Raw genomic sequence first — 22,088 nt, 5'->3', positions numbered from 1 at the left:
TTCTCTGGTCTGGGCTTGCCCGAAAGCCTGTCGCCCAAACCGGCCGCCAGCGGCAATCGGCTTGCCAGGCCTGCATCCCTGCGCTGTTTTCACAGCCCATCAAGAGTAAAGAAGAAGTACTGTCATGGACAAGGTGTTTATTCGCGGACTCGAGGTTTTGACCACCATAGGGGTATATGAGTGGGAGAAAGGCATTCGCCAGAAGCTCTGTTTCGATCTCGAGATGGGATTCGACAACCGACCCGCCGCCGCAACCGACGATATCAATCTGGCACTGGATTACGCCACCCTCTCCCGCAAGATCTGTGATCACGCCCAGAGCAAGGTCGTCGAGCTGGTCGAAACCATGGCCGAGCAGGTGGCCGCCCTGGTGCTGGCCGACGAGCGGGTGCAGTGGGTCAAGGTCACCCTGACCAAGCCGGGTGCCGTGCCCAATGCCGCCGGCGTCGGGGTCGAGATCCTGCGCCACCGGACCCCGGCCGCGAGCGCCTGCTGATGACCCGCATCTATATCAGCCTGGGATCGAACCAGATAACAGGGAGCGCTGCATGACCCGCATCTACATCAGCCTGGGTTCCAATATCGAGCGGGAGCACCACATCCGGGCCGGCCTCGATGCCCTGCATGCCGAGTTTGGCGAGTTGCAGGTTTCCCGGGTGTTCGAGAGCGAGGCGGTAGGCTTCAACGGCCGCCCCTTCTATAACCTGGTAGTCGGCGCCGACACCGACTTGCCCCTCGCAACCCTGTGCCAGCGGCTGCGGGCCATGGAGTTCGCCCACGGCCGCGAGCCGGATGCCAAGAAGTTTGCCCCCCGCACCCTGGATCTCGATCTGCTGCTCTATGGGGACCTGGTCTGCGACGAGCCTCTGGTACTGCCCCGTGGCGAGATCCTCACCAACGCCTTCGTGCTCTGGCCGCTGGCGGAGCTGGCCCCCGGCCTGCGCCATCCCACCGATGGCCGCCCCCTGGGCGAGCTGTGGCAAGGCTATGACAAGGCCTCCCAGCGCCTCGACCCCATCCCCTTCCACTGGACGCCGAGCGGCATCCTGGCCGATATCCAGGCCTGATCCACGCCAACATGGGCGCCCGGGCGGTTTCCTCCGGCCGGGCGCCCTCGCCCTCCCTCACTCGCTCCGCCTCAGGTCAGGGGCGACGCCAGACTATTTCGCTACATGACAGTGGGATGACAGAAGCCATCGAATCCCAAACGCGAAACCGGCGGAATAAAATGCTAAAGCCACCTTCAGAATATATCTTCAGCGCCGATACGCTAGCCAACTCCTTTGCCCCTTGAGGTCGTCGTGAACGTCAAACAGAAACTTGTGTTATCCGCCATCCTGGTGGCCGGGATCCAGGCCGTCGTCATGGGGGTCATGTTTTACTTCTCCGGGCAGGAGTCGCGCAGCAACGCCGAGATGCTGCAGGCCAAGCAGGTGGAGGCCGACCTCGTCGCCCTCACCCTGCAGGAGAGAGAGTTTCTGTTGAGCCGGGACCCCGCCGCCGCCACCGCCTTCACCACCCAGAGTGACCAGGCCAGCCGCCTGCTCGCCGAGATGGCAAGAGACCATGGGGGCACGCAGCAGGCCGACATTCTGGGCTTTGCCAGCCAGCTCAAGGAGTACAGTCGCCAGTTCGAGACCCTGCGCGCCCAACAGGAGAAGATAGGGCTCACCCCGACCAGCGGCCATTACGGCGCCCTGCGTCAGGCCATCCACGCACTGGAGCAGGAGCTCAAGGCCCGGGGCCAGCAGCAGGAGAGCCTGCTGATGCTGCAACTGCGCCGGGACGAGAAGGACTTCATGCTGCGCCGCGACATCAGCTATCGTGCCAAGTTCGAACAGAACCTGGCCCCCCTGGCCGAGGCGCTCGCCGGTGAACCGGCCCTCGCCGCCCTGCTGGAACGCTACCGCCAGAACTTCCTCGCCCTGGTCACTGAGGAGCAACGCCTGGGTCTGAGTGCCAGCGAGGGGCTGAGGGGCGAGCTCAATCGCAGCGCCGAGCAGATGCGCCAGGCGGGCATGACCCTGACCCAGGCCCTGACCCGGGAAGCCGATGCCACCCATGAACGCACCCTCAGGGTCATGGTACTGCTCTGCCTCCTCGGCATATTGGCCGCCCTCGGCCTCAACCTGCTGATCGGCCGCGACGTCATGACGGGCCTGCAACGGCTGGCGGACACCATGCGTCGGGTCACCGCCAGCAGCGATCTCACCCTGCGCGCCCGCATCGGCTCCAGGGACGAATTTGGCGCCATGGGCCACGACTTCGACACCATGCTGGAGCACTTCAACCAGGTCATAGGCCAGGTCGTCTCCTCGGTCACGGATCTGGAGCGCCTCACAGCCCAGTTACAGCGCAACGCCAACGCCGCTCAGGAGGGTACCCAGCAGCAGTTGCAGGAGAGCGATCTGGTTGCCACCGCCGCCACTGAGATGGAGAGCACTGTGCAGGAGATCGCCAGCAACACGGAGAGCGCCGCCGAGAGCGCCCGTACCACCAACCTGAGCGCCCAGCAGGGCCGGGAGAGGGTGGAGACCACGATGGCGGTGATCCATTCCCTCTCCGCCAAGCTGGAGGCCTCGGGCAAGGAGGTGATCGCCCTGGCCGAGGAGAGCCGTCAGGTGGGCAATGTGCTGGAAGTGATCCAGGCCATCGCCGAGCAGACCAACCTGCTGGCCCTCAACGCGGCCATCGAGGCCGCCAGAGCCGGCGAGCAGGGGCGAGGTTTCGCCGTGGTCGCCGACGAGGTGCGCAACCTGGCCATGCGTACCCAGCAGAGCACCAGCGAGATTGCCGCCATAGTCTCCGGCTTGCAGGCCCGAACCCAGAGCGTGGTCACCCTGATCGGCGAGTGTCGCACCCAGGGGGAACGCAGCGTCGAGGCCGCCGGAGAGGCAAGCACCCAGCTCGCCAACATCACCCGTCAGATGGATCAGATGATGGACATGAGCACCCAGATAGCCACGGCGGTCGAAGAGCAGAGCTCGGTGGCGAGCGAGATCAATCGCAATGCCGTGGTGATCCGCGACATCGCCAACGACGCCCTGACCCAGGCCGAACAGAACAGCCGCGCCAGCCAGAACGTGGCCGAGCAGGCGAGCCTGCTCCACCGGGCTGTCGATCAGTTCAGGGTCTGATCCCCCAATGAGAGAGGGCGGCCAGGGCCGCCCTCTTTTTTTGCCGTGCCACCCGCGTGGCCATCAGACCGGACCTTGGCGCCGACCCTCCTTCACATTATCTCTGGCAAGCTGGGCGAAGGCCTGCTCCACCCGCGTGGCCATCAGACCGGACCTTGGCGCCGTCCTTCCTTCACATTATCTCTGGCAAGCTGGGCGAAGACCTGCTCCACCCGCGTGGCCATCAGACCGGATCTTGGCGCCGCCCCTCCTTCACATTATCTCTGGCAAGCTGGGCGAAGATCAGCGCAGCCAGCATGGACATCAGACCGAGGCACAGATAAGTGAGGTGGAAGCCACCTAGCCAGCGTTCGCTCGCCTGGGCCGGCTGGCCGGCGGAGAAGAGCCCGAGCAGGCTGGCGGCGATGGCCACCCCCAGGCTCATGGAGAGTTGCATCACCACCGACAGCAGGCCGTTGCCGCTGCTGGCGTGCTCGGCACTCAAATCTTGCAGGGTCAGCGTATTCATGGCGGAGAACTGCAGGGAGTTGATGGCACCGAAGACCGCCAGCCAGACCAGCAGTACCCAGTGCGGCACCTGGTTGTCGATGAAGTAGAAGCTGGCGATCATCACCCCCAGCGCCAGGGTATTGCCGATCAGGATGCGACGATAGCCGATGCGCGGGATCAGCTTGTTCACTAGCGTCTTGGTCAGCATGGCGCCGATCACAGTGGGGATCATGGTCATGCCCGCCTTGCTCGGCGAGAAGCCCAGCCCCAGTTGCAGGAAGAGCGGCGTGAGGAAGGGCATGGCGCCGCTGCCGAGGCGGGCGAACAGGTTGCCCCAGATGCCGATGGCGAAAGTGGTGGTCTTGAACAGCGCCAGGCTGAAGAGCGGCTGCGCCACTGTGGCGGCATAGAGCCAGTAGCTCGCCATGGCGGCCAGACCGAACAGCAACGCAAACAGGGCCCAGCCGGTGGAGATGCTGTGCTCCCCCAGCCCCTGCAGGCCCACCGACACCAGCACCATGCCGACGCTGAACAGCACGAACCCCTGCCAGTCAAACCTGGCGGTGTGCTGACGCAGATCGGGCATGAAGTACCAGCTGGCGATGAAGCCGAGCACGCCCACCGGCAGGTTGATGAGGAAGACCCAGTGCCAGCTCGCCACCTCCACCAGCCAGCCCCCGAGCGCCGGGCCCATGAGGGGGCCCAGCAGACCAGGGATGGTGACGAAGGACATCACCCGCAACAGCTCGTGCTTGCTGTAGACCCGCAGCACAGCCAGGCGCCCTATGGGCATCAGCAGGGCTCCGCCCACCCCTTGCAGCACCCGGGCGGCGACCAGCATGGGCAGGGTATTGGCGGCCGCACAGGCCAGGGAGCCCAGGGTAAACAGCAGTATGGCGGCCAGGTAGACGCGGCGGGTGCCGAACCTGTCCGCCAGCCAGCCGGAGGCGGGAATGAGCAGGGCCACCGTCAGCATGTAGGCGATGATCACCGACTGCATCTGCAGCGGGCTCTCCCCCAGGGCCTCTGCCATGCTGGGCAGGGCGGTGTTGAGTATGGTGCCATCCAGCGTCTGCATGAAGAAGCCGACCGCGGTCAGCCAGGGTAGCCACTTGCGTTGGGCGGGGGTCACCAGGTGAGTGCTGTCAGGCATGAGTCTTTGTCTCCTCAACAGATAAGAAAAGACCCGCACGGGCGCGGGTCATATCAGCATATCAGGCATCCGGCTGGCCGAGCATGGCTCTGAGCTGCTCTTCCAGACTGGGCTCCGGGGCCTTGAGCGTATCAAGGAACAACCGCTCTATCCCCGCCTTGTCCTGGCTCTTCACGATGAAGACCAGCCGGGACTGGGCCTTGCCCTCGGGCCACTCCCCCAGGGCCTGCAACGGGTAGAGCTGGCCGTGCACCCCGTGGATCACCACGGGCTGGCTCTCGCCCTCCAGCTGCAAGATCCCCTTGAGCCGCAGCAGGGCGTCGCCATACTGGGCCTGCACCGCATCGATGGCGGCCAGCAGGCGGGACGGCTTGAGCGGCTCGCCGATGCGCAGGGAGAAGCTCTCTATGTTGCCATGCTCGAAATGGGTCGGCGCGGCCGTGCCTACCTTGGCGGCGAACGGCTGCATCTTCGGCTGCATGGGAGATGCCAGCCCCTGTCGGGGTGACTCGGTGCGCAGCCAGGCCAGCAGTTGGCGCAGGTCGCGCCCCGCCGCCTCGTTGTAGGCGCCAAGCTTCTCCAGCACAACGGGTGAGAGCACGCCATTGCTGACCCGCTCGATGGGGGCCGCCGGGTTGAGTGAGGCCAGCTGGCTTTCGACCCGCACCAGGGTCTCTTCCTCCACCAGGTCCCCCTTGCTCACCACCAGCAGATCCGCCAGCGCCACCTGTTTCACCGCTTCATACTGAGCCGCCAGCTGCTGCTCTATATGACCGGCATCCACCACTGTTACTGTGCCATCGAAGCGGTAGCGCTGGGCGATGAAGCCCTCTTCCTTCAGGGTAAAGAGCACGGGAGCGGGATCCGCCAGGCCAGTGGTTTCGATAATCAGCCGCTTGAAGGGCTTTATCTTGCGCTGAATCGCCTTCATAAAGAGCCCCTGCAACGCCTCCACCAGGGAGCCCTGCACCGAGCAGCAGATGCAGCCGGAATCGAGCAGCACCACCTGCTCGTCCACCTGCTGCACCAGATGATGATCCAGCCCCACAGAGCCGAACTCGTTGATGAGCACGGCGCACTCGCCGAGCTCCGGCTGCTTGACCCAGTGGTTGAGCAAGGTGGTCTTGCCGCTGCCGAGGAAGCCGGTCAGCAGGGTCACGGGAATTCTGGTGTCTTGTGGGTCTGTCATGTCACATCCTTAGCGCCTGTCGTCATGGGGCTTGAAGAGGCTGTCTCTTCCCCTCCTCCCCAACCCTTCTACCACCAGGGGAGAAGGGAGCAAAAAATATCGCCCCTTTCCAAGAGGCCATCCTCACCGGTTGGCGAACAGCTCGCCGAGCCAGCGGTTTTCGAAGCGGCCATGGGGGTCGAGTTCGCGCTTCAAGGCCAGGAAGTCGTGCCAGCGCGGCAGCAGGGCCGGGAAGTCGTAGAGATCCATCGCCAGGTGCTTGCCAAAATGCGGCGTACCGCCGAGCGGCACCAGCAGTTGCTGCAGCTCGCGCATCTGCTCCATGGAGCCGCCCACGAAGGTGCCGTCTGCCGCCAGATAGACCAGGAACCCTATCCAGCACACCGACTTGCCATAGGCGGCGCTGAGCCAGGCCTCGGAGGGGCCGGTGCAGCGCAATATGAAGGGGTAATGCAGCGCTCCCGGGTTGCGCTCCTGCCAGTGCTGCAGGATCTCGAGCGCCTCCTGCATCCGCTCGAGGGGCACAGCCACCTCGCAGTTGATCTGGGGCGCCGGTATCCCCTTGCAGAGGATCTGGTAGACGTTGCCCACCAGGTCAGAGGCATCCTTGAAGCGGCGCACCGTCTCGAAATGCTCCCCGGCCCGCGCCTCGTCCTTGGTGTCCCGCGCCATCTTCTGCAGGGTGGCATCTATGGTGTCATTGAGTGCGGCGTTCATGGCGCTGCCAACGTCCTCCTCCAGCAGCAGTGGCTCGCTACCCCCGGCGCGGTAGCGGGCCACCTCCTCCTCGGAGGCGGGATCCACCAGCCAGATGTGGCTCTCGCCGGTCCAGGCGAACCACCAGCTTTTCACGAAGCCGTGTTCACGGTTGAGCCGCTCGTTGTGCTCCAGCAGGAAGGGGTAGTCGGTGGTGAACTTGGTGCAGCGCATGATGCGGTTGGGCACTGTGCGAAGGCGCACGTCGAGCAGCACACCTAGCATGCCCATGCCCATCACGAAGGCGCCGAAGCGCGGATCGGTGCGATCCACTCGCAGGATGTCCCCATTGGCCAGCATCACCGTCAGGGCTTCCACCGCATCGCACAGGGAGGACTGGTGCAGCCCCTGGCCGTGGGTGCCTGTGCTGAGCGCGCCCCCCAGGGTCTGGATGCCGATGACGCCGGGGGACGCGGGCAGCATCCGATCCATGGCGATAAGATCCCCATAGACGGTATCGAGGGGCGTGCCCGCCTGGTAGGTGACGGTATCGGCGGTTTTCGCCAGCTGGCCGCGCAGATGGTGCAAATCCACCAGCAGCGCCTGACTGCCCTCGGCATAGACGCTGTGAATGGGTTCGAAGGAGAGGCCGGAGCCGATCAGCCGCAGCTTGCGCGCCGGGTACTCCCGCAGCAGCGCCTTCAGCTCGTCGCGATTCTTCGGGCGCCACACCTGATCCAGGGCGCCGAGGGGGTTGGTCCTGGACCAGTTGAACAGCACCTCCCGATTGCCAATCGCCTTGATGCTGTGAAATGCCTGGAACCTGACCGTCATACCGCGCCTCATCTGACTTCAAAATGAGCGGCAATTCTACCGAAAAGCGAGCGCCAAGGCATGAAAAACAAGCCCCTACAGTCGAGGGTGGATAAGGGGGACCAGCCCCCTTCCCCTCAGCGTGATTGCTGGGTCAATGCCAGCAGCATGCCGAATCCCACCAGCAGACCGCCAAAGATCCGATCGATCCAGTGGCGCACCGCCAGCAGACGAGCCCGCACCGACGCGCTGGAGAAGAAGAGCGCCACGGCGCTGAACCAGAGGGCATGGGCCAGCACTATGAAGGCGCCGTAGCCGAGCTGGACCGCCAGCGGCGTCTGTGGCTGCACCACCTGCATGAAGAGGCTGACGATGAAGATGGTGGTCTTGGGGTTGAGCACATTGGTCAGAAACCCGGTGCGCAGTGCCCCCAGGCTGGAGAGGGCTGGTTGACTGGCCATCTCTTCACCGGTCGCGGGTTGGGCCCGCAGCATCTTGATGCCGAGGAAGATGAGGTAGGCCGCCCCCGCCAGCTTGATGAGGTTGAACAGCCAGAGGGACTGCTGGATCAGCAGGCCCACCCCCAGCAGGGTGTAGCTCACGTGGACGCAGACCCCGGCCGCTATGCCGAGCGCCGTCAGCACGCCGGTGCGACGGGAGAGCAGCAGGCTGTTGCGCGACACCATGGCAAAATCGGGGCCCGGGCTGATGACGGCAAAGAAGGTAATGGCGACTACGGCTAACAGTTCGGTCATGAAAATAGTCCTGATCACATGGGATATCGGCTATTTTATTTCGCATTAACCCCAATGACGAACGATAACTTCTGACATGAACGGTGAGAAAAATTCACAGAAAAGCCTGTCGCTACCCTCCCTGACGGCCCTGCGCTGCTTCGAGGTGGCGGCCCGCACCGAGCACTTCGGTCGCGCCGCCGACGAGCTGCACCTCACCCATGGCGCCATCAGCCGGGCGGTGCGCCTGCTGGAGGAAGATCTGGGAGTCAGGCTGTTCGAGCGGCGCCAGCGCCGGGTCTTCCTGACCGAGGCGGGCGACCGGCTCTATCAGGCGGTCAGGGAGGGGCTGGGCCAGATCCGGGAGACGGCCCAGGCGCTGCGCCAGCAGAGCCGCCCCCAGTCGCTGGTGCTCTCCTGCGAGCCCACCCTGCTGATGCGCTGGCTGATCCCGCGCTGGCCCGCCTTTCAGGCCCTGCACCCCGAGCTGGACGTCCACCTGATGGCAGGGGGCGGCGCCCTCAGCTTTGGCAGCGGCATCGATCTCGCCATCCGGCGCAATGACTTCGACTGGCCCGAGGATCTGCACAGCCAGCTGCTGTTCGAGGAGCTGACCGGGCCTGTCTGCCAGCCGGGCAAGGTGGCGCAGTTTTTCGAGCCGAGAGGGGAAGAATCCGCCCTGCATCCCTCGGCCCCCCGCCTGCACACCAAGACGCGCCCGGATGCCTGGTCACGCTGGCAGGAGAATGCAGGGCAACCCCTGAATGACGAGGCGCCGACCCAGACCTTCGAACACTTCTACTTCAGCCTGCAGGCGGCCGTGGCGGGCCTTGGCGTCGCCATAGGCCCCTGCCGGCTGGTGTGTGACGACCTGGAGGCAGGGCTCTTGGCAGCCCCGCTCGGCTTCGTTCCGGATGGCACCGGCTATCACCTGCTCGCCCCCGCCAGACCCGAGCCCGGCAGCGCCCACGAGAAACTGGCAAACTGGTTGCACAGCCTGAGCTGAGCGCTCACTGCACCTCCCCGCACGGCGGTGTTGACCTCGGGGACTCACGGCAGCCAGCCGTGACCTGGCTCAAGTGGCCCGAAAGGCACTGCCACTCTGTTGCGCCGCCAACAGCAAGGCATCCACCAGGACGCGCACCTTGAGCGGCATGTGCTGGCTCCTGGCCCAGAGGAGATTGATCGGCATCTCGCCGCCGGAGTGATCATCGAGCACCGAGACGAGGGCGCCCGATCCCAACTGCTCGTTTACCAGCCAGGTCGGCACCTGCACCAGCCCAAGGCCGGCCAGTGCCGCTGCCCGCACGGCTTCCCCATCCCCCATCTCGTAGCGTACCGGGATGTCACGGGCTTCCGTTTTGCCCGCCCCATTGCTGAGCAGCCAGCCATGACGATGGCCGGCTCGCCAGTCGATGATGCAGTCGTGCCGTGACAGCTCATCCGGGGTCAAGGGCACCCCGCGCCTGGCCAGATAGGAGGGCGCCCCGCAGATGACGAGCCTCTGCTCCCCCAGACGGCGCGCAACGAGATCCGCCTGGTCCTCCAGCGCCCCTATGCGTACCACCAGATCGATGTTGGCCTCGATGAGATCGACCTTGCGCTCGTTGAAGGTCACCGACAGATCCAGCTGTGGATGCTGGCCAGCCAGTTCCAGCAGGATAGGCAGCACGTGCCTGCGGCCAAACGCAGCGGGAAGATCGATGCGCACGCGACCCGACGGGCTCTGCTTTCCCGATGCAAGGCTCTGCTCCGCCTCCTCCAGCACCCGGATAGCCTGAAGACAACTGGCCAGATACGCCTCTCCCTCCGGGGTCAGGCTCACCCGACGGGTTGTTCTGTGCAGCAGCTTGACCCCCAGCCTCGCCTCCAGACGCACTATGCTCTTGCTCAACGCCGAGCCGGTCAGCCCCAGCCCCAGCGCCGCTGCGGTAAAACTGCCCGTCCGAGCCACGGCGACAAAGTGTCTGACGCTCAGAAAGGGGTCCTGTACTGTCATTGACTCGGTCTCTGTAGGAATTAGAGATTGGAATGATAGCCACTTAATCAACCTCAAGGAATCAATCACACTGTAAACAGGTTCATTCAACACCACTCCTCGCTTGGGGTGGCCTGGAGAGCCTTGAGTTCCCAACTCGCTCAGACCTTGCTTTATCACCAGACAGGAGAGATCAGATGTTGACCGTCAAACCCCTCAGTGGACAAGTTGCCTTCGTACAAGGTGGTTCCCGCGGCATAGGTGCCGCCATTGTGAAGCGCCTCGCTCGCGACGGTGCCGCCGTGGCCTTTACCTATGTCTCTTCCGCCAGCAAGGCAGAAGAGCTTGTCGCGACCATCACGGCGGCGGGCGGCAAGGCCCTGGCCATCCGTGCCGACAGCGCGGATGCCGTGGCCGTACAGCACGCCATACGCCAGAGCGTCACCCGCTTCGGGCGGCTGGACATTCTCGTCAACAATGCCGGGGTACTGGTATGGGGCCACCTTGAGGAGCTGACTCTGGATGACCTGGATCGCACCCTGGCGGTCAACATCCGCAGCGTCTTCGTGGCCTGTCAGGAGGCGGCTCATCACATGGGCAAGGGGGGGCGCATCATCAACATCGGCAGCACCAATGCCGATCGCATCCCCATGGCGGGCGGCTCCGTCTACGCCATGAGCAAATCGGCCCTGGTCGGCCTGACCAAAGGCATGGCACGGGATCTGGGCCCCCGGGGCATCACGGTCAACAACGTGCAGCCAGGCCCGGTCGATACCGACATGAACCCGGCTGACGGGGAATCGGCGGAGCAGCTCAAGGAGATGATGGCGCTGGCCCGCTACGGCAAGGATGACGAAATCGCCAGCTTCGTCGCCTACCTGGCGGGACCTGAGGCAGGCTATGTCACAGGCGCCAGCCTGACCATAGATGGCGGCTTCTCCGCCTGACTTTCCCTTTGACCTCAGATACAAAAGCCCCGGCACTCGCCGGGGCTCGCTCATCAGGGGGCACCACTGCCGCACACTCGTGATGCGGCTTGCGTGGCAGGTCCGCTTCAGGCTGGTTCAAGCTGTTCCTCTTTGGCCTCAATCGCTGGCGAGGCCGCCTGCACCAACTGCTCGTCGCAGAATTGCCGGACGGGCACGGGGCGGCCGAACAGGTAGCCCTGCAGATAGGTCACCTTGCCCTTGAGATACTCCGCCTGCTCGCGGGTCTCGACCCCTTCGGCCACCAGCGCCAGGCCGAGCCGGTGGCCCAGATCGATCACGTTGTCGACTATGTGCTCGGAGAGGGACTCGGTACCGATACGACGAATGAAGGACTGATCGATCTTGAGGTAGTCCACATGGAACTGCTGCAGATAGACCAGGCTGGAGTGGCCGGTGCCGAAATCATCCATGGCCAGCTTGACCCCCATCTCGTTCAACGCCTGGAACAGCGAGAGGGTATGGGGATCCGCCACCAAGAGCTCCCGCTCGGTCAGCTCCAGCACCAGCGTCACCTTGCCCGGTGCGAAGCGGGCGAGGAAGCTGCGGCACTCCTCCAGCAAGCTGTCGTCCCGGCAATGGGCCGCGCTGATGTTGAAGCTGATGTGGAAGCCATCGGGCAACTGCGCCTGGCTTGCGACCAGCTGCTGCCCCACCCTCCCCATGATGAGGCTGGTCATGGGCACGATCAGGCCGCAGGCCTCCGCCTGGGGAATGAAGAGATCCGGCCGGATCAGCCCCACGTCAGGATGCTGCCAGCGCATCAGCACCTCGACCCCCATGATGCGTTCGCTGCCGCTCTCCACCAGGGGTTGCAGGTAGGGGACGAACTCTTTGGCCCGCAGGGCCCGGGCCAGCTCGCTGGTCGGGGAGCGGGGGCGCCCCAGCAGCCACCACATGAGCACGGCAACACCGGCACTGAAGGCAAACAGCAGCCAGATCCCGAAGCCATGATGCCGCCACAGCCCCATCAGGGTGGGAGCAGAGGAGTAGCCTGCATAGATGGAGAGCGGATAGCCAGCAGCCTGGAGCTCGACATGATCCTGACTCGCCAGGGAAGGCGTGGCGGCGAAGAAGTGGCCCTCCTCGTCGAGCCAGCCATCGCCCACCCTGAGCATCAGGGGCATGGCTCCCTGGTTGAGGCTCAGCATGAAGTTGAGGTAATCCCCATCGATCAGGGTCATCACGGCCCCTTGCACAGTGCCGGTGCGCACCGAGAGGACGGGATGATGCCGCCGCACCTCGTTCCCTTCCATCAGGCGCAGCTGGCCCTGGCTGTACTGCTCGGCGGTATAGGGGATCCGGCGCCGGCCAAACTGGGAGGTACAGTAGACGCTGTCCCCCCGGCTCAGGTTGACCGAACGCACGAAGGGCACCATGGCGACCAGGGATCTGAGGGTCGGCAGCGCAGTGGCGCAAGGCTTGCCCAGAAATGGCAAGGCCTGGCGATTGGCCGCCTGGGCATGAGACAGCATGGTCTCCATCAGCGCCAGGGTATGGCTCGCCGCCTGATGGGACTCCCACTGCAGATCGACCCGATAGCGAACGAGCATGGCCCAGTTGCCGAGCAGCATGGGCAGCGCGAACATCAGCAAGGTGATCAGCAGTCTTGGCCTGGGTCTGGCCGTGTCGGCCGCGGAGCAATAACGCATGGCGGATCCCGTTCGTAAAGGGTCGCCATCTTAGCAACCCAAGCTGAACCCAGGCCTAACCGGTCAAATAACGAGCAGCCACACTGCGGGACTCAGGCGGAGGCGGCGCGACCGGCAACCGGCTGGCTATCCGCCTCCCCTGCCGTCAACCCCTGGCAGAACTGACGTAGCGGCTGGGGGCGCGCGAACAGGAATCCCTGCAGATAATGCACCCCCTTGCCCCTGAGGTAGGCGGCCTGATGCTCGGTCTCGACCCCTTCGGCGACCAGGGCCAGGCCCAGCCTGCGACCGAGATCGATCACGTTGTCGACTATGTGTTCGGAGAGGGACTCGGTGCCGATCCGCCCGATGAAGGAGCGGTCGATCTTGAGATAGTCCACATGGAACTGCTGCAGGTAGATCAGGCTGGAGTGGCCGGTGCCAAAGTCATCGATGGCGAGCTTGACCCCCATCTCGTCCAGCTGTGCGAACAGGGAGAGGGTATGGGAGTTGGCCACCAGCAGCTCCCGCTCGGTCAGCTCCAGCACCAGCGCCACCCGCCCCGGCTGGAAGTGGGCGAGGAAGGCGCGGCACTCCGCCAGCAGGGAGAGATCCCGGCAGTGGGCGGCGCTGATGTTGAAGCTGATGTGAAATCCCTCGGGCAGCTGGCTCTGCACCTGCTTCAGGCGATGGGCCACCACCTTCATGAGATGGGTGGTCATGGGCACTATCAGCCCGGACTCTTCCGCCTGGGGGATGAAGAGATCCGGGCGGATCAGCCCTGAGCTCGGGTGCTGCCAGCGCATCAGCACCTCGGCCCCCACCATGCGGTCGTCCTTGCTGGCCATCAGGGGTTGCAGGTAGGGAACGAATTCCCCCGCCCGCAACCCGCGCCTCAGCTCGTCGGTCGGGGAGCCCGGGCGACCGAGCACCCACCACACCAGCAGCGCGAGCAGCACAGAGGTGCCGGCCAGCCACAGCAGGGCCAGATGGCGAGCCTCCCAGAGTGAGTGCCAGTAGAGCGGCATGGCATAGCCCGCATGGATGGCGAAGGGGTAGCGGTGGGAGGAGAGTTCAAGACGAGTCTTGCTGTGCAGCCTGGGGGGCTGGCTCTGATGATGGCCGGACTCGTCGATCCAGGCCGACCCGACCTGCAGATAGAGCTCGCTGGCGTCGCTGCTCATGGTGAGCATGAAGCTGAGCTGGGTGCTGTCGATGGCGCTCAGCACCGCATCGCGCCCGCGATCATGGCGCACCACCAGCAGCGGATGATTCTGACGCACCTTGTTGCCGCGCATCAGCAGCAACTTGTCCTGCGTGTAGACAGACCTGTCATCCACCTCATGGACAGGTCCAAACAGCGAGGTGCAGTTGATCACCCCGTCTCTCACCAGATTGACCGAGCGCAGGAAAGGCTCGAGGGCCACTCTCTTGCGCAGCTGCAGCAGATTGCCGGTACAGGGCCGGCTCACCAGCGGCAATGCCTCCAGGTTGGCCTGCTCGGCCTGATCCAGCATGCGCTCAAGCAAGGTTCTCGCCTTGTAGGCGGAGGCGCTGGCGTCGCTCTTCAACTCCTGCTCATAGCTGCGGTGCACCATCCAGCCTCCCGCCAGCAGTGGCAAGGTCAAGACCAGCAGGGCACAGCCAAGGCGCCATCTCGTACGGGCAAGATCAATCCGGAACAGGAACATAGCAACCACGCCGCAATTCGCAGGCTTGCCCTGGCAAGCGCCGCAGTGAAATAACGCCCATCTCGCACAGAAGACAATGGGACCATTCAGGCCAGACAACCTAACGCAGCGCGCTGGTAAAAGAAATCGACGACGCAGTGGCGGGAGATTGGCGGCCCATTATCGCGCAACCCCCATAAATGGAAAATGCCGCGTCAGGACGCGGCATTGTTATTTCCAGTGGTCAGACCGGCCAGGCTTAGACCGCCTGTTGCAAAATCACCGCATCGGCCTTCTTGGTGTAGGAGGCGATTTCGTTGAAGTTGAGGTAGCGGTAAGTGTCGGCCGCAGTGGCGTCCAGGGTCTTGGCGTACTGCAGGTACTCCGCCACTGTCGGGATCTTGCCGATGATGGCGGCAACCGCGGCCAGTTCGGCAGAGGCCAGGTAGACGTTGGCACCCTTGCCCAGACGGTTCGGGAAGTTGCGGGTGGAGGTGGAGACCACCGAGGCCCCTTCCGCCACGCGCGCCTGGTTGCCCATGCACAGGGAACAGCCCGGGATCTCGATGCGGGCACCGACGCGACCAAAGATGCCGTAATAGCCCTCTTCGGTCAGCTGATCCTTGTCCATCTTGGTGGGCGGGGCAATCCACATGCGGGTTGGCAGCTCACCCTGGTACTTCTCGAGCAGTTTGCCGGCGGCACGGAAGTGGCCGATGTTGGTCATGCAGGAACCGATGAACACCTCGTCGATCTGGCTGCCAGCCACGTCGCTCAGCAGACGGGCGTCGTCCGGATCGTTCGGCGCACAGAGGATGGGCTCCTTGATGGTGGCCAGATCGATCTCGATGATCTCGGCGTACTCGGCGTCCTTGTCCGCTTCCATCAGCACCGGATTGGCCAGCCACTCTTCCATCCCCTTGATGCGGCGGGTGATGGTGCGCACGTCGCCGTAGCCTTCGGACAGCATCCACTTGAGCATGACGATGTTGGACTTCAGGTACTCGATGATCGGGGCCTGATCCAGCTTGATGGTGCAACCGGCGGCGGAGCGCTCGGCACTGGCGTCTGCCAGCTCGAAGGCTTGCTCTACCTTCAGGGTCGGCAGACCTTCGATCTCGAGGATGCGGCCGGAGAAGATGTTCTTCTTGCCCGCTTTCTCGACGGTCAGCAGCCCCTTCTGGATGGCGGCGTAGGGGATGGCATGAACCAGATCACGCAAGGTGATGCCAGGTTGCAGCTCGCCCTTGAAGCGCACCAGCACGGATTCCGGCATGTCCAGCGGCATCACACCGGTGGCGGCGGCGAACGCCACCAGGCCAGAGCCCGCCGGGAAGGAGATGCCGATGGGGAAACGGGTGTGGGAGTCACCGCCGGTACCCACGGTGTCCGGCAGCAGCATGCGGTTCAGCCAGGAGTGGATGACGCCGTCACCCGGACGCAAGCTTACACCGCCGCGGTTCATGATGAAGTCCGGCAGGGTGTGGTGGGTCTGCACGTCTATGGGCTTGGGATAGGCCGCGGTGTGGCAGAAGGACTGCATGGTCAGATCGGCGGAGAAGCCGAGGCAGGCCAAGTCTTTCAGCTCGTCACGGGTCATGGGGCCAGTGGTATCCTGGGAGCCGACCGTGGTCATGCGCGGCTCGCAGTAGGTGCCCGGGCGTATGCCCTGCACGCCGCACGCCTTGCCCACCATCTTCTGGGCCAGGGTGTAACCCTTGCCGGTGTCGGCCACAGGCTGCGGGCGACGGAACACGGTGGAGAACGGCAACCCTAAGGCCTCGCGGGCCTTGTCGGTCAGGCCGCGGCCGATGATCAGCGGAATACGGCCACCGGCGCGCACTTCGTCGATCAGCACGTCGGTTTTCAGTTCAAAGCGGGCCAGCACCTCGTCGGTGCCGTGACGGGTGATCTTGCCCTCATAGGGGAAGATGTCGATCACGTCGCCCATTTCCAGCTTGGAGACATCCACTTCGATGGGCAGGGCACCGGCATCTTCCATGGTGTTGAAGAAGATGGGGGCAATCTTGCCGCCGAGGCAAACGCCACCGGCGCGCTTGTTCGGCACGAAGGGAATGTCGTCGCCCATGAACCAGAGCACCGAGTTGGTGGCGGACTTGCGGGAGGAGCCGGTACCGACCACGTCACCGACGTAGGCCAGCGGGAAGCCGGTCTGCTTGAGCTCTTCGATGGCCTTGACCGGGCCTATGACGCCGTCCTTGTCCGGGGTGATGCCGGGGCGGGCGTTCTTCAGCATGGCCAGGGCATGAAGCGGGATGTCCGGACGGGACCAGGCATCCGGTGCCGGGGACAGGTCGTCGGTGTTGGTTTCGCCGGTCACCTTGAACACGGTGACGGTGATCTTCTCGGCCAGGGCGGGGCGGCTTTGGAACCACTCGGCATCGGCCCAGGATTGCAGCACCCGCTGGGCGTGGGCATTGCCCGCCTTCGCCTTCTCTTCCACGTCGTGGAAGGAGTCGAACATCAGCAGGGTGTGGGACAGCCCCTTGGCGGCAAGAGGAGCCAGGGAGGCGTCGTCCAGCAGATCGATCAGCGGCTGGATGTTGTAGCCACCCTGCATGGTGCCGAGCAGCTCGACCGCTTCGGCCGCGGTCAGGATCGGGGAGTGGGCCTCGCCCTTGGCGACGGCGGTGAGGAAGCCGGCTTTGACATAGGCCGCTTCATCAACACCCGGGGGAACGCGGGAGGACAACAGTTCTTTCAGAAAATCATGTTCACCGGCGGGCGGGTTCTTGAGCAGTTCAACCAGGGCGGCGACCTGCTCTGCATCCAGAGGTTTGGCAACCACGCCCTCGGCGGCACGTTCTGCGACGTGTTTACGGTATGTTTCAAGCACGACTAATTCCTCTTTGGTCTTTTTTTTGGGGTTCGCCCAAGCTCGCGGCGATCGTCCTTGCGGGACACCCGTAGGGTGCCCCCCACTATATAAGTTTTAACGAGTAATTAAAATCCAAACCCTGTGCAGTTATTCGCCAAACCAGCATAACCATATAAGCCGGTTAGGTTTTTTTAAACTGACAAGAGACACAGCACAAACAAGTTAACAAAAAGTCAGCATTTCACCCTTATTGGAACGTAGTGCCCAATTGCAGATAGAACATGTCGTGTCCCCCCTCCGCCATGCCATAGCCGAGGAAGATGGGGCCGAGGAAGCTCTCCACCCCCACATAGACGGAGCCCGAGGTATAGGAAGATTCCAGGCTGATGTCGGCCCCCTTGTTCCAGACCCCGCCCTGCTCGAGGGAGCCCCCGAGGAACAGGGGTGCCTTGATTGCCCCGAAGTCGTTGTCCGCCACCCGATAGATGTAGCGCAGACCGCTGAACAGGCTGTAGCGGCCGCTCAACTGGTAGTGCTGGAAGCCGGAGAGCCGGAACAGGCCGCCGAGATCCTGCACGAACAGCGGCACCTCCTCCTCCGAGGAGGAACCGCCCCCTTCCAGCATCAGGTTGAGGCTGTGCCGCCCCCATGACCAGGGCTTGATCATCGCCAGGTGGTAGTTGAGCCCCTCGGTGTTCTCCGTCGGCTCGCCGGTCGGCTCTATCTTGATGTGGGAGTAGCCCCCCTTGATGTCCCAGTAGACCCCCGCGTAGGGGAAGTAGCGACTGTCGAGGGTGTCGTGTTCGAAGCGAATGTAGGGCCCCCAGGCGGTGGCATCTGCGTTCGCGTCGGACAGGTTCTGGACATCGACGCCGCCCACCTGGCCTTCCAGCCCCAGGGATAATCTGCTCCAGGGCTGGCGGTTCCAGCCGACGGCGAGATCCATGCTGGTGAAGCTGTACTCGGAGTCCAGATAACGGACCCCGGACGATTTGACATCCTCCTCCGGGAAGAAGACCCGGCGCTGGGTCTTGTCATAGGCCAGACTAGCCTCCCCATAGAAGGTCTGGGAAGGCTCGAGCGGCGTGTAGAAGTCGGTCTTGAGGTGCTTGGCCGTGCCGAGCGACGCCTCGGTCAGCCACTCGGCGCCCCAGTCGTTGACGTTGGTCAGGGTATAGGACATGCCGACGTTGTAGTTGGAGCTGCTCTCGAAGTCATCGGAGAAGCCGAGCTGGAAGTTGAGATAGCCCGGGCCCCAGTTCTTCTCGCTGGCATCCACCACCAGCACGTTCTCGCCGTCCCGCTCCTCCACCTCGTAGGTGATGCGGTCGAACGACTCCAGGGCGTAGAGGCGGCGGATCCCGGCCTCCAGGCTCTCATAGGTCTGCACCTTGTCCGGGCGCACCTTGAGCATGGCCCGCACCGTCTCGTCGGAGAGGCGCGACTTGTTGAGGATCTCCACCTTGTCGATGTAGTAGGCCGGCTGCCCGCTGCGCTCGGCGCGGCGGCTCAGCTTCTTGTTGCGGTAATCCGCATAAGCGTCGGGGGAGAGCGACAGGGCATCGAGCTGGGCAGAGGCGCGGTCGGCCACCGCCTCCCCCTGCTTGATCCCCTCCGGCATGCGGGCAAAGTCGGCGATCCCCATGTCACCGAACTCAGGACTGAGCAGCACGTCCTTTGGCCCCAGCAGCGCCTTCTGCTTCTCGGTGCCGACCTGGGTCATGTAGGTGGTGAGCTGGTCTATCATGGCCAACCCGGATTTGAGCGACTCCCGGGTGCGCAGCTTGGCGCCTATGTCCACCGCTATCACCACGTCGGCCCCCATGGCTTTGGCCACGTCCACCGGCATGTTGTTGACTGTGCCACCGTCGGCCAGGATGTGCCCCTCCCACTCCACGGGCTTGAGGGCGCCTGGGATGGACATGGAGGCCTGCATCGCCTTGGCCAGGCTGCCACTGTCCAGCACGAAGGGGGTCACCGTCTCCATGTCGGTGGCCACGGCGCGGTAGGGAATGGGCAAATCGTCGAAGCTCTTCTGCGCCGGCAGGTTGGAGGTGGCATGGCGCAGCAGGCTGGCCATGGATTGGCCCTGGAAGAAGCCGTCAGGCAACTGGGTGGAGTCCCCGTTGACCCCTATGTCGGTGCGCAGCTGGTACTTCTCGCTCTGCTGCTTCTTGCGCAGGGAGAGCTCGTCACGACCGACCTTGTCCTGATAACCCTTGTTCCAGTCGATGGCGAGGGTCATGCGCTCCACCTCCTCGGCACTGAGCCCCATGGCGTACATGCCCGCCACATAGGATCCCATGCTGGTGCCGACGACGATGTCGACCGGGATCCGCTTCTCTTCCAGCACCTTGAGCACCCCTATGTGGGCCGCCCCCTTGGCACCGCCGCCGCTCAGCACCAGGGCTATCCTGGGTCTCTCCGCCTTGCCTTCGCCGCCGTGCACCCTGGCCTTGGGCCCGGTGTCACTGGCCTGGGCTATCCCCGCCAATGGCAGGGTTGCCAGCAGAAGCATTAGCAGATGGGTCCATCCCCGATGAAAGATGCGCATATGAGTGTCCATTGATCCGTGCGAGTCGAGCGAGCAGCCCGTCGACATGAGTGCTGCCAACTATAAGTTCCAGAACTTTAACTGCAAGCGACCCTGCTGGCGAGATGTCATCACCCCCCGGGGCCCCAGAGCCAGGGATAATAAGCGCCAATCCAGTCCCGGCCTGATGTGAGCGCAAACGTTAATCGGCAATAATCGCCGCCACCACCTCAAGAGCGCGCCAGATCAGCCGTTAATATGTACTCAACCTTAGGCCCACACCCCGAGTCACCCTTATGTTCGCAAGCCTGACACTCAAACAGAAAATTCTGGCCACCGTCATCCTCGCCGTGGCTCTCTCCTGCCTGCTGGTGGGCTACTTCAGCCAGCGCTCGGCCCAGCAGCTGATCGAGACCCGCATGTTCGAGCAGGAGCTGCCCAACCTGACCCAGCGCATCGGCAAGGAGATCGAGAAGGATCTCACCTCGGTCGCGAGCGCCGCCAGACAGCTGGCCAATGACCGCTTCGTGCTGGACTGGGTGGCCCGCGGCATGCCCAAGGAGCAGGAATCCATCCTCATCGACCAGCTCAAGGACATGACGAGCCAGTATGGCCTGGTCACCGCCTCCTTCGCCGATCGCCAGAGCGCCGCCTACTACAACCAGGAGGGCTTCCTGCGCATCCTGAATCATGAACAGGACAACTGGTTCTACGACTACACCAAGAGCGGCCAGGACCTGATGCTCAGCATCTTTCGCGAGAGCAATGGCGAGGTGAAGCTGTTCGTCAACTTCCAGCAGCTCGACGGGCGCGGCCTGGCCGGGCTTGCCAAGTCTCTCGACAGCATGGTCAGCATGCTCGCCAACTTCCGTATCGGCGACAGCGGCTTCGTCTTCATGACAGATGGCAGCGGCAAGGTGAAGCTGCACCCGGACGCCGCCCGCATCGACAGAGACAGCCTGAGTCAGCTGGCAGGCCCGGGCGCCGGCGCGCTGATGACCAGGCAGCCCTTTGCCGCCACCCACGCCGAAATAGATGGCCAGCCCGTGGTGCTCGCCACCAGCTATATCCCCCTGCTCGACTGGTATCTGGTGGCCCAGGTGCCGGAAGCCGAGATCTATGCCGAGCTGGACAAGGCGCGGCTGCACATAGTGTTGGTGAGCCTGCTCATCGCCGTCGGCATGGGGCTGCTTGGCGTCCTGCTGGCCGGCTCCGTCAGTCGCCCCCTCAACGAACTGGCTCGCCTGTTCCGCGAACTCGGCAGTGGTGACGGGGATCTGACCCAGCGCCTCAAGGTGGAAGGACGGGACGAACTGAGCCAGGTCGCCACCGGCTTCAACAACTTCGTCGCCAAGATCCACGGCTCCATCGAGCAGGTGGCGAGCAACTCCCGCCAGCTCGCCGCCACCGCCAACGAGGTGGCCGCCAAGGCCCAGCTGACCCAGCACAACTGCACCGCCCAGCGGGATCGCACCGTCCAGGTCGCCACCGCCATCCACGAGATGGGCGCCACCGTCAGCGAGATCGCCGGCAATGCGTCGCTGGCCGCCGATGTGGCCAAACAGGCCAACGATCAGGCCGATGCGGGAGCGGTCGTGGTGGCGCAGGCCCGCCACGGCATAGTCGGTCTCTCCGGTGAAATCGAGCAGGTGGCCGGAGTCATCGAATCCCTGGCGAGCCAGACCGACTCCATCGGCAGCATACTCGACACCATTCGCAGCATCTCGGAGCAGACCAACCTGCTGGCGCTGAACGCCGCCATCGAGGCCGCCCGCGCCGGTGAACAAGGTCGCGGCTTCGCGGTGGTGGCCGACGAGGTGCGCAACCTCGCCAGCCGCTCCGCCGCCTCCACCGCCGAGATCCAGGGCATGATCAACCGCCTCCAGGAGCAGAGCGCCCGCGCCGTCAGCGCCATGGCCCAGGGCCGCAACCAGAGTCTGGAGGTGGTGACCCAGGCCGACGCCGCCAACGGAGCGCTCGGCCAGATCACCGCCCACATCACCCAGATCAGCGACATGAACATCCAGGTCGCCACCGCCACCGAGGAGCAGTCCAGCGTGGTGGGGGAGATCAACCGCAACGTGGAGGACATCAACCAGCTCACCATGGAGACAGCCGACATAGCCCACCAGCTGACGGAGTCCAGCCGCAGTCTGCAGCAGCTCTCCGGTGAGCTCGACAAGCTGGTCGGCAACTTCCGGCTATGAGATGAAAGAGCGCTTCGGCGCTCTTTTTCGTCC

At 64.0% G+C, this 22,088-nt stretch carries 15 protein-coding genes; 6 read left to right on the top strand and 9 right to left on the bottom strand.

Going from position 1 to position 22,088, the window contains the following annotated elements:
* The first annotated feature begins 124 nt into the window (after positions 1 to 124).
* The 3 genes from folB to Aeroheme_RS02470 all read left to right on the top strand — a co-directional run bounded on the left by folB (position 125) and on the right by Aeroheme_RS02470 (position 3,137).
* Entirely contained in the window at positions 125 to 496 is a 372-nt protein-coding gene (folB, locus tag Aeroheme_RS02480) for a dihydroneopterin aldolase (RefSeq protein ID WP_106885677.1), read from the top strand.
* 52 nt (positions 497 to 548) lie between these two features.
* Positions 549 to 1,067, top strand: a complete 519-nt coding sequence (gene folK, locus Aeroheme_RS02475; RefSeq protein WP_111911080.1) for a 2-amino-4-hydroxy-6-hydroxymethyldihydropteridine diphosphokinase — start codon at positions 549 to 551, stop codon at positions 1,065 to 1,067.
* A 297-nt stretch (positions 1,068 to 1,364) separates the two neighbouring features.
* Positions 1,365 to 3,137 carry a methyl-accepting chemotaxis protein gene (locus tag Aeroheme_RS02470; protein ID WP_411167211.1) on the top strand — a complete coding sequence of 591 codons (1,773 nt, stop codon included), beginning with the start codon at positions 1,365 to 1,367 and terminating at the stop codon, positions 3,135 to 3,137.
* A 223-nt stretch (positions 3,138 to 3,360) separates the two neighbouring features.
* Here Aeroheme_RS02470 and mdtD read toward each other — a convergent pair whose 3' ends face one another.
* The 4 genes from mdtD to Aeroheme_RS02450 form a co-directional block, all read right to left on the bottom strand.
* Entirely contained in the window at positions 3,361 to 4,779 is a 1,419-nt protein-coding gene (mdtD, locus tag Aeroheme_RS02465) for a multidrug transporter subunit MdtD (protein ID WP_163154554.1), read from the bottom strand.
* A gap of 61 nt (positions 4,780 to 4,840) precedes the next feature.
* A complete protein-coding gene (locus Aeroheme_RS02460; RefSeq protein WP_408848194.1) occupies positions 4,841 to 5,968 on the bottom strand; it encodes a CobW family GTP-binding protein in 1,128 nt (375 codons plus the stop codon).
* 123 nt (positions 5,969 to 6,091) lie between these two features.
* Positions 6,092 to 7,498, bottom strand: a complete 1,407-nt coding sequence (locus tag Aeroheme_RS02455) for a D-arabinono-1,4-lactone oxidase (RefSeq protein ID WP_411166632.1) — start codon at positions 7,496 to 7,498, stop codon at positions 6,092 to 6,094.
* Between the two features lie 116 nt (positions 7,499 to 7,614).
* Positions 7,615 to 8,232 carry a LysE family transporter gene (locus Aeroheme_RS02450; protein ID WP_408777434.1) on the bottom strand — a complete coding sequence of 206 codons (618 nt, stop codon included), beginning with the start codon at positions 8,230 to 8,232 and terminating at the stop codon, positions 7,615 to 7,617.
* Positions 8,233 to 8,308: 76 nt separating this feature from the next.
* Here Aeroheme_RS02450 and Aeroheme_RS02445 point away from each other — a divergent pair, with 76 nt between their 5' ends.
* A complete protein-coding gene (locus Aeroheme_RS02445) occupies positions 8,309 to 9,217 on the top strand; it encodes a LysR family transcriptional regulator (RefSeq protein WP_411166631.1) in 909 nt (302 codons plus the stop codon).
* A gap of 69 nt (positions 9,218 to 9,286) precedes the next feature.
* Here Aeroheme_RS02445 and Aeroheme_RS02440 read toward each other — a convergent pair whose 3' ends face one another.
* Positions 9,287 to 10,210 carry a LysR family transcriptional regulator gene (locus Aeroheme_RS02440; protein ID WP_163148431.1) on the bottom strand — a complete coding sequence of 308 codons (924 nt, stop codon included), beginning with the start codon at positions 10,208 to 10,210 and terminating at the stop codon, positions 9,287 to 9,289.
* A 176-nt stretch (positions 10,211 to 10,386) separates the two neighbouring features.
* Here Aeroheme_RS02440 and Aeroheme_RS02435 point away from each other — a divergent pair, with 176 nt between their 5' ends.
* Positions 10,387 to 11,136, top strand: a complete 750-nt coding sequence (locus Aeroheme_RS02435) for a 3-oxoacyl-ACP reductase family protein (protein ID WP_411166630.1) — start codon at positions 10,387 to 10,389, stop codon at positions 11,134 to 11,136.
* A 107-nt stretch (positions 11,137 to 11,243) separates the two neighbouring features.
* Here the strand turns inward: Aeroheme_RS02435 and Aeroheme_RS02430 are convergent, their stop codons facing one another.
* From Aeroheme_RS02430 to Aeroheme_RS02415, 4 genes are all read right to left on the bottom strand, one after another.
* Entirely contained in the window at positions 11,244 to 12,827 is a 1,584-nt protein-coding gene (locus Aeroheme_RS02430) for an EAL domain-containing protein (RefSeq protein WP_411166629.1), read from the bottom strand.
* A 92-nt stretch (positions 12,828 to 12,919) separates the two neighbouring features.
* Positions 12,920 to 14,497, bottom strand: coding sequence for an EAL domain-containing protein (locus tag Aeroheme_RS02425; protein WP_411167210.1), 1,578 nt, complete (start codon positions 14,495 to 14,497; stop codon positions 12,920 to 12,922).
* Between the two features lie 238 nt (positions 14,498 to 14,735).
* Positions 14,736 to 17,333, bottom strand: coding sequence for a bifunctional aconitate hydratase 2/2-methylisocitrate dehydratase (gene acnB / locus Aeroheme_RS02420; protein ID WP_139745619.1), 2,598 nt, complete (start codon positions 17,331 to 17,333; stop codon positions 14,736 to 14,738).
* A gap of 229 nt (positions 17,334 to 17,562) precedes the next feature.
* A complete protein-coding gene (locus Aeroheme_RS02415; protein WP_171276934.1) occupies positions 17,563 to 19,869 on the bottom strand; it encodes a patatin-like phospholipase family protein in 2,307 nt (768 codons plus the stop codon).
* A gap of 275 nt (positions 19,870 to 20,144) precedes the next feature.
* On the opposite strand from Aeroheme_RS02415, the gene Aeroheme_RS02410 reads away from it, so the two are divergent.
* Positions 20,145 to 22,055 (top strand): methyl-accepting chemotaxis protein, encoded by a 1,911-nt coding sequence (locus Aeroheme_RS02410; RefSeq protein WP_411166628.1) that lies wholly within the window; start codon positions 20,145 to 20,147, stop codon positions 22,053 to 22,055.
* The last annotated feature ends 33 nt before the right edge of the window (positions 22,056 to 22,088 follow it).

It is taken from the genome of Aeromonas sp. DSM 116730, assembly GCF_046581335.1.
Taxonomy (GTDB): domain Bacteria; phylum Pseudomonadota; class Gammaproteobacteria; order Enterobacterales; family Aeromonadaceae; genus Aeromonas; species Aeromonas rivipollensis.
The sequence above is the reverse complement of the archived record's forward strand: the minus strand, read 5'-3'. Positions and strand labels throughout refer to the sequence as shown.

Excerpts from the sequence above, each read along its gene's own strand:
- folB (WP_106885677.1), top strand. The coding sequence starts at position 125 with ATGGACAAGGTGTTTATTCGCGGACTCGAGGTTTTGACCACCATAGGG.
- folK (WP_111911080.1), top strand. The coding sequence starts at position 549 with ATGACCCGCATCTACATCAGCCTGGGTTCCAATATCGAGCGGGAGCAC.
- Aeroheme_RS02470 (WP_411167211.1), top strand. The coding sequence starts at position 1,365 with ATGGGGGTCATGTTTTACTTCTCCGGGCAGGAGTCGCGCAGCAACGCC.
- mdtD (WP_163154554.1), bottom strand. The coding sequence starts at position 4,779 with ATGCCTGACAGCACTCACCTGGTGACCCCCGCCCAACGCAAGTGGCTA.
- Aeroheme_RS02460 (WP_408848194.1), bottom strand. The coding sequence starts at position 5,968 with ATGACAGACCCACAAGACACCAGAATTCCCGTGACCCTGCTGACCGGC.
- Aeroheme_RS02455 (WP_411166632.1), bottom strand. The coding sequence starts at position 7,498 with ATGACGGTCAGGTTCCAGGCATTTCACAGCATCAAGGCGATTGGCAAT.
- Aeroheme_RS02450 (WP_408777434.1), bottom strand. The coding sequence starts at position 8,232 with ATGACCGAACTGTTAGCCGTAGTCGCCATTACCTTCTTTGCCGTCATC.
- Aeroheme_RS02445 (WP_411166631.1), top strand. The coding sequence starts at position 8,309 with ATGAACGGTGAGAAAAATTCACAGAAAAGCCTGTCGCTACCCTCCCTG.
- Aeroheme_RS02440 (WP_163148431.1), bottom strand. The coding sequence starts at position 10,210 with ATGACAGTACAGGACCCCTTTCTGAGCGTCAGACACTTTGTCGCCGTG.
- Aeroheme_RS02435 (WP_411166630.1), top strand. The coding sequence starts at position 10,387 with ATGTTGACCGTCAAACCCCTCAGTGGACAAGTTGCCTTCGTACAAGGT.
- Aeroheme_RS02430 (WP_411166629.1), bottom strand. The coding sequence starts at position 12,827 with ATGCGTTATTGCTCCGCGGCCGACACGGCCAGACCCAGGCCAAGACTG.
- Aeroheme_RS02425 (WP_411167210.1), bottom strand. The coding sequence starts at position 14,497 with ATGTTCCTGTTCCGGATTGATCTTGCCCGTACGAGATGGCGCCTTGGC.
- Aeroheme_RS02415 (WP_171276934.1), bottom strand. The coding sequence starts at position 19,869 with ATGCGCATCTTTCATCGGGGATGGACCCATCTGCTAATGCTTCTGCTG.
- Aeroheme_RS02410 (WP_411166628.1), top strand. The coding sequence starts at position 20,145 with ATGTTCGCAAGCCTGACACTCAAACAGAAAATTCTGGCCACCGTCATC.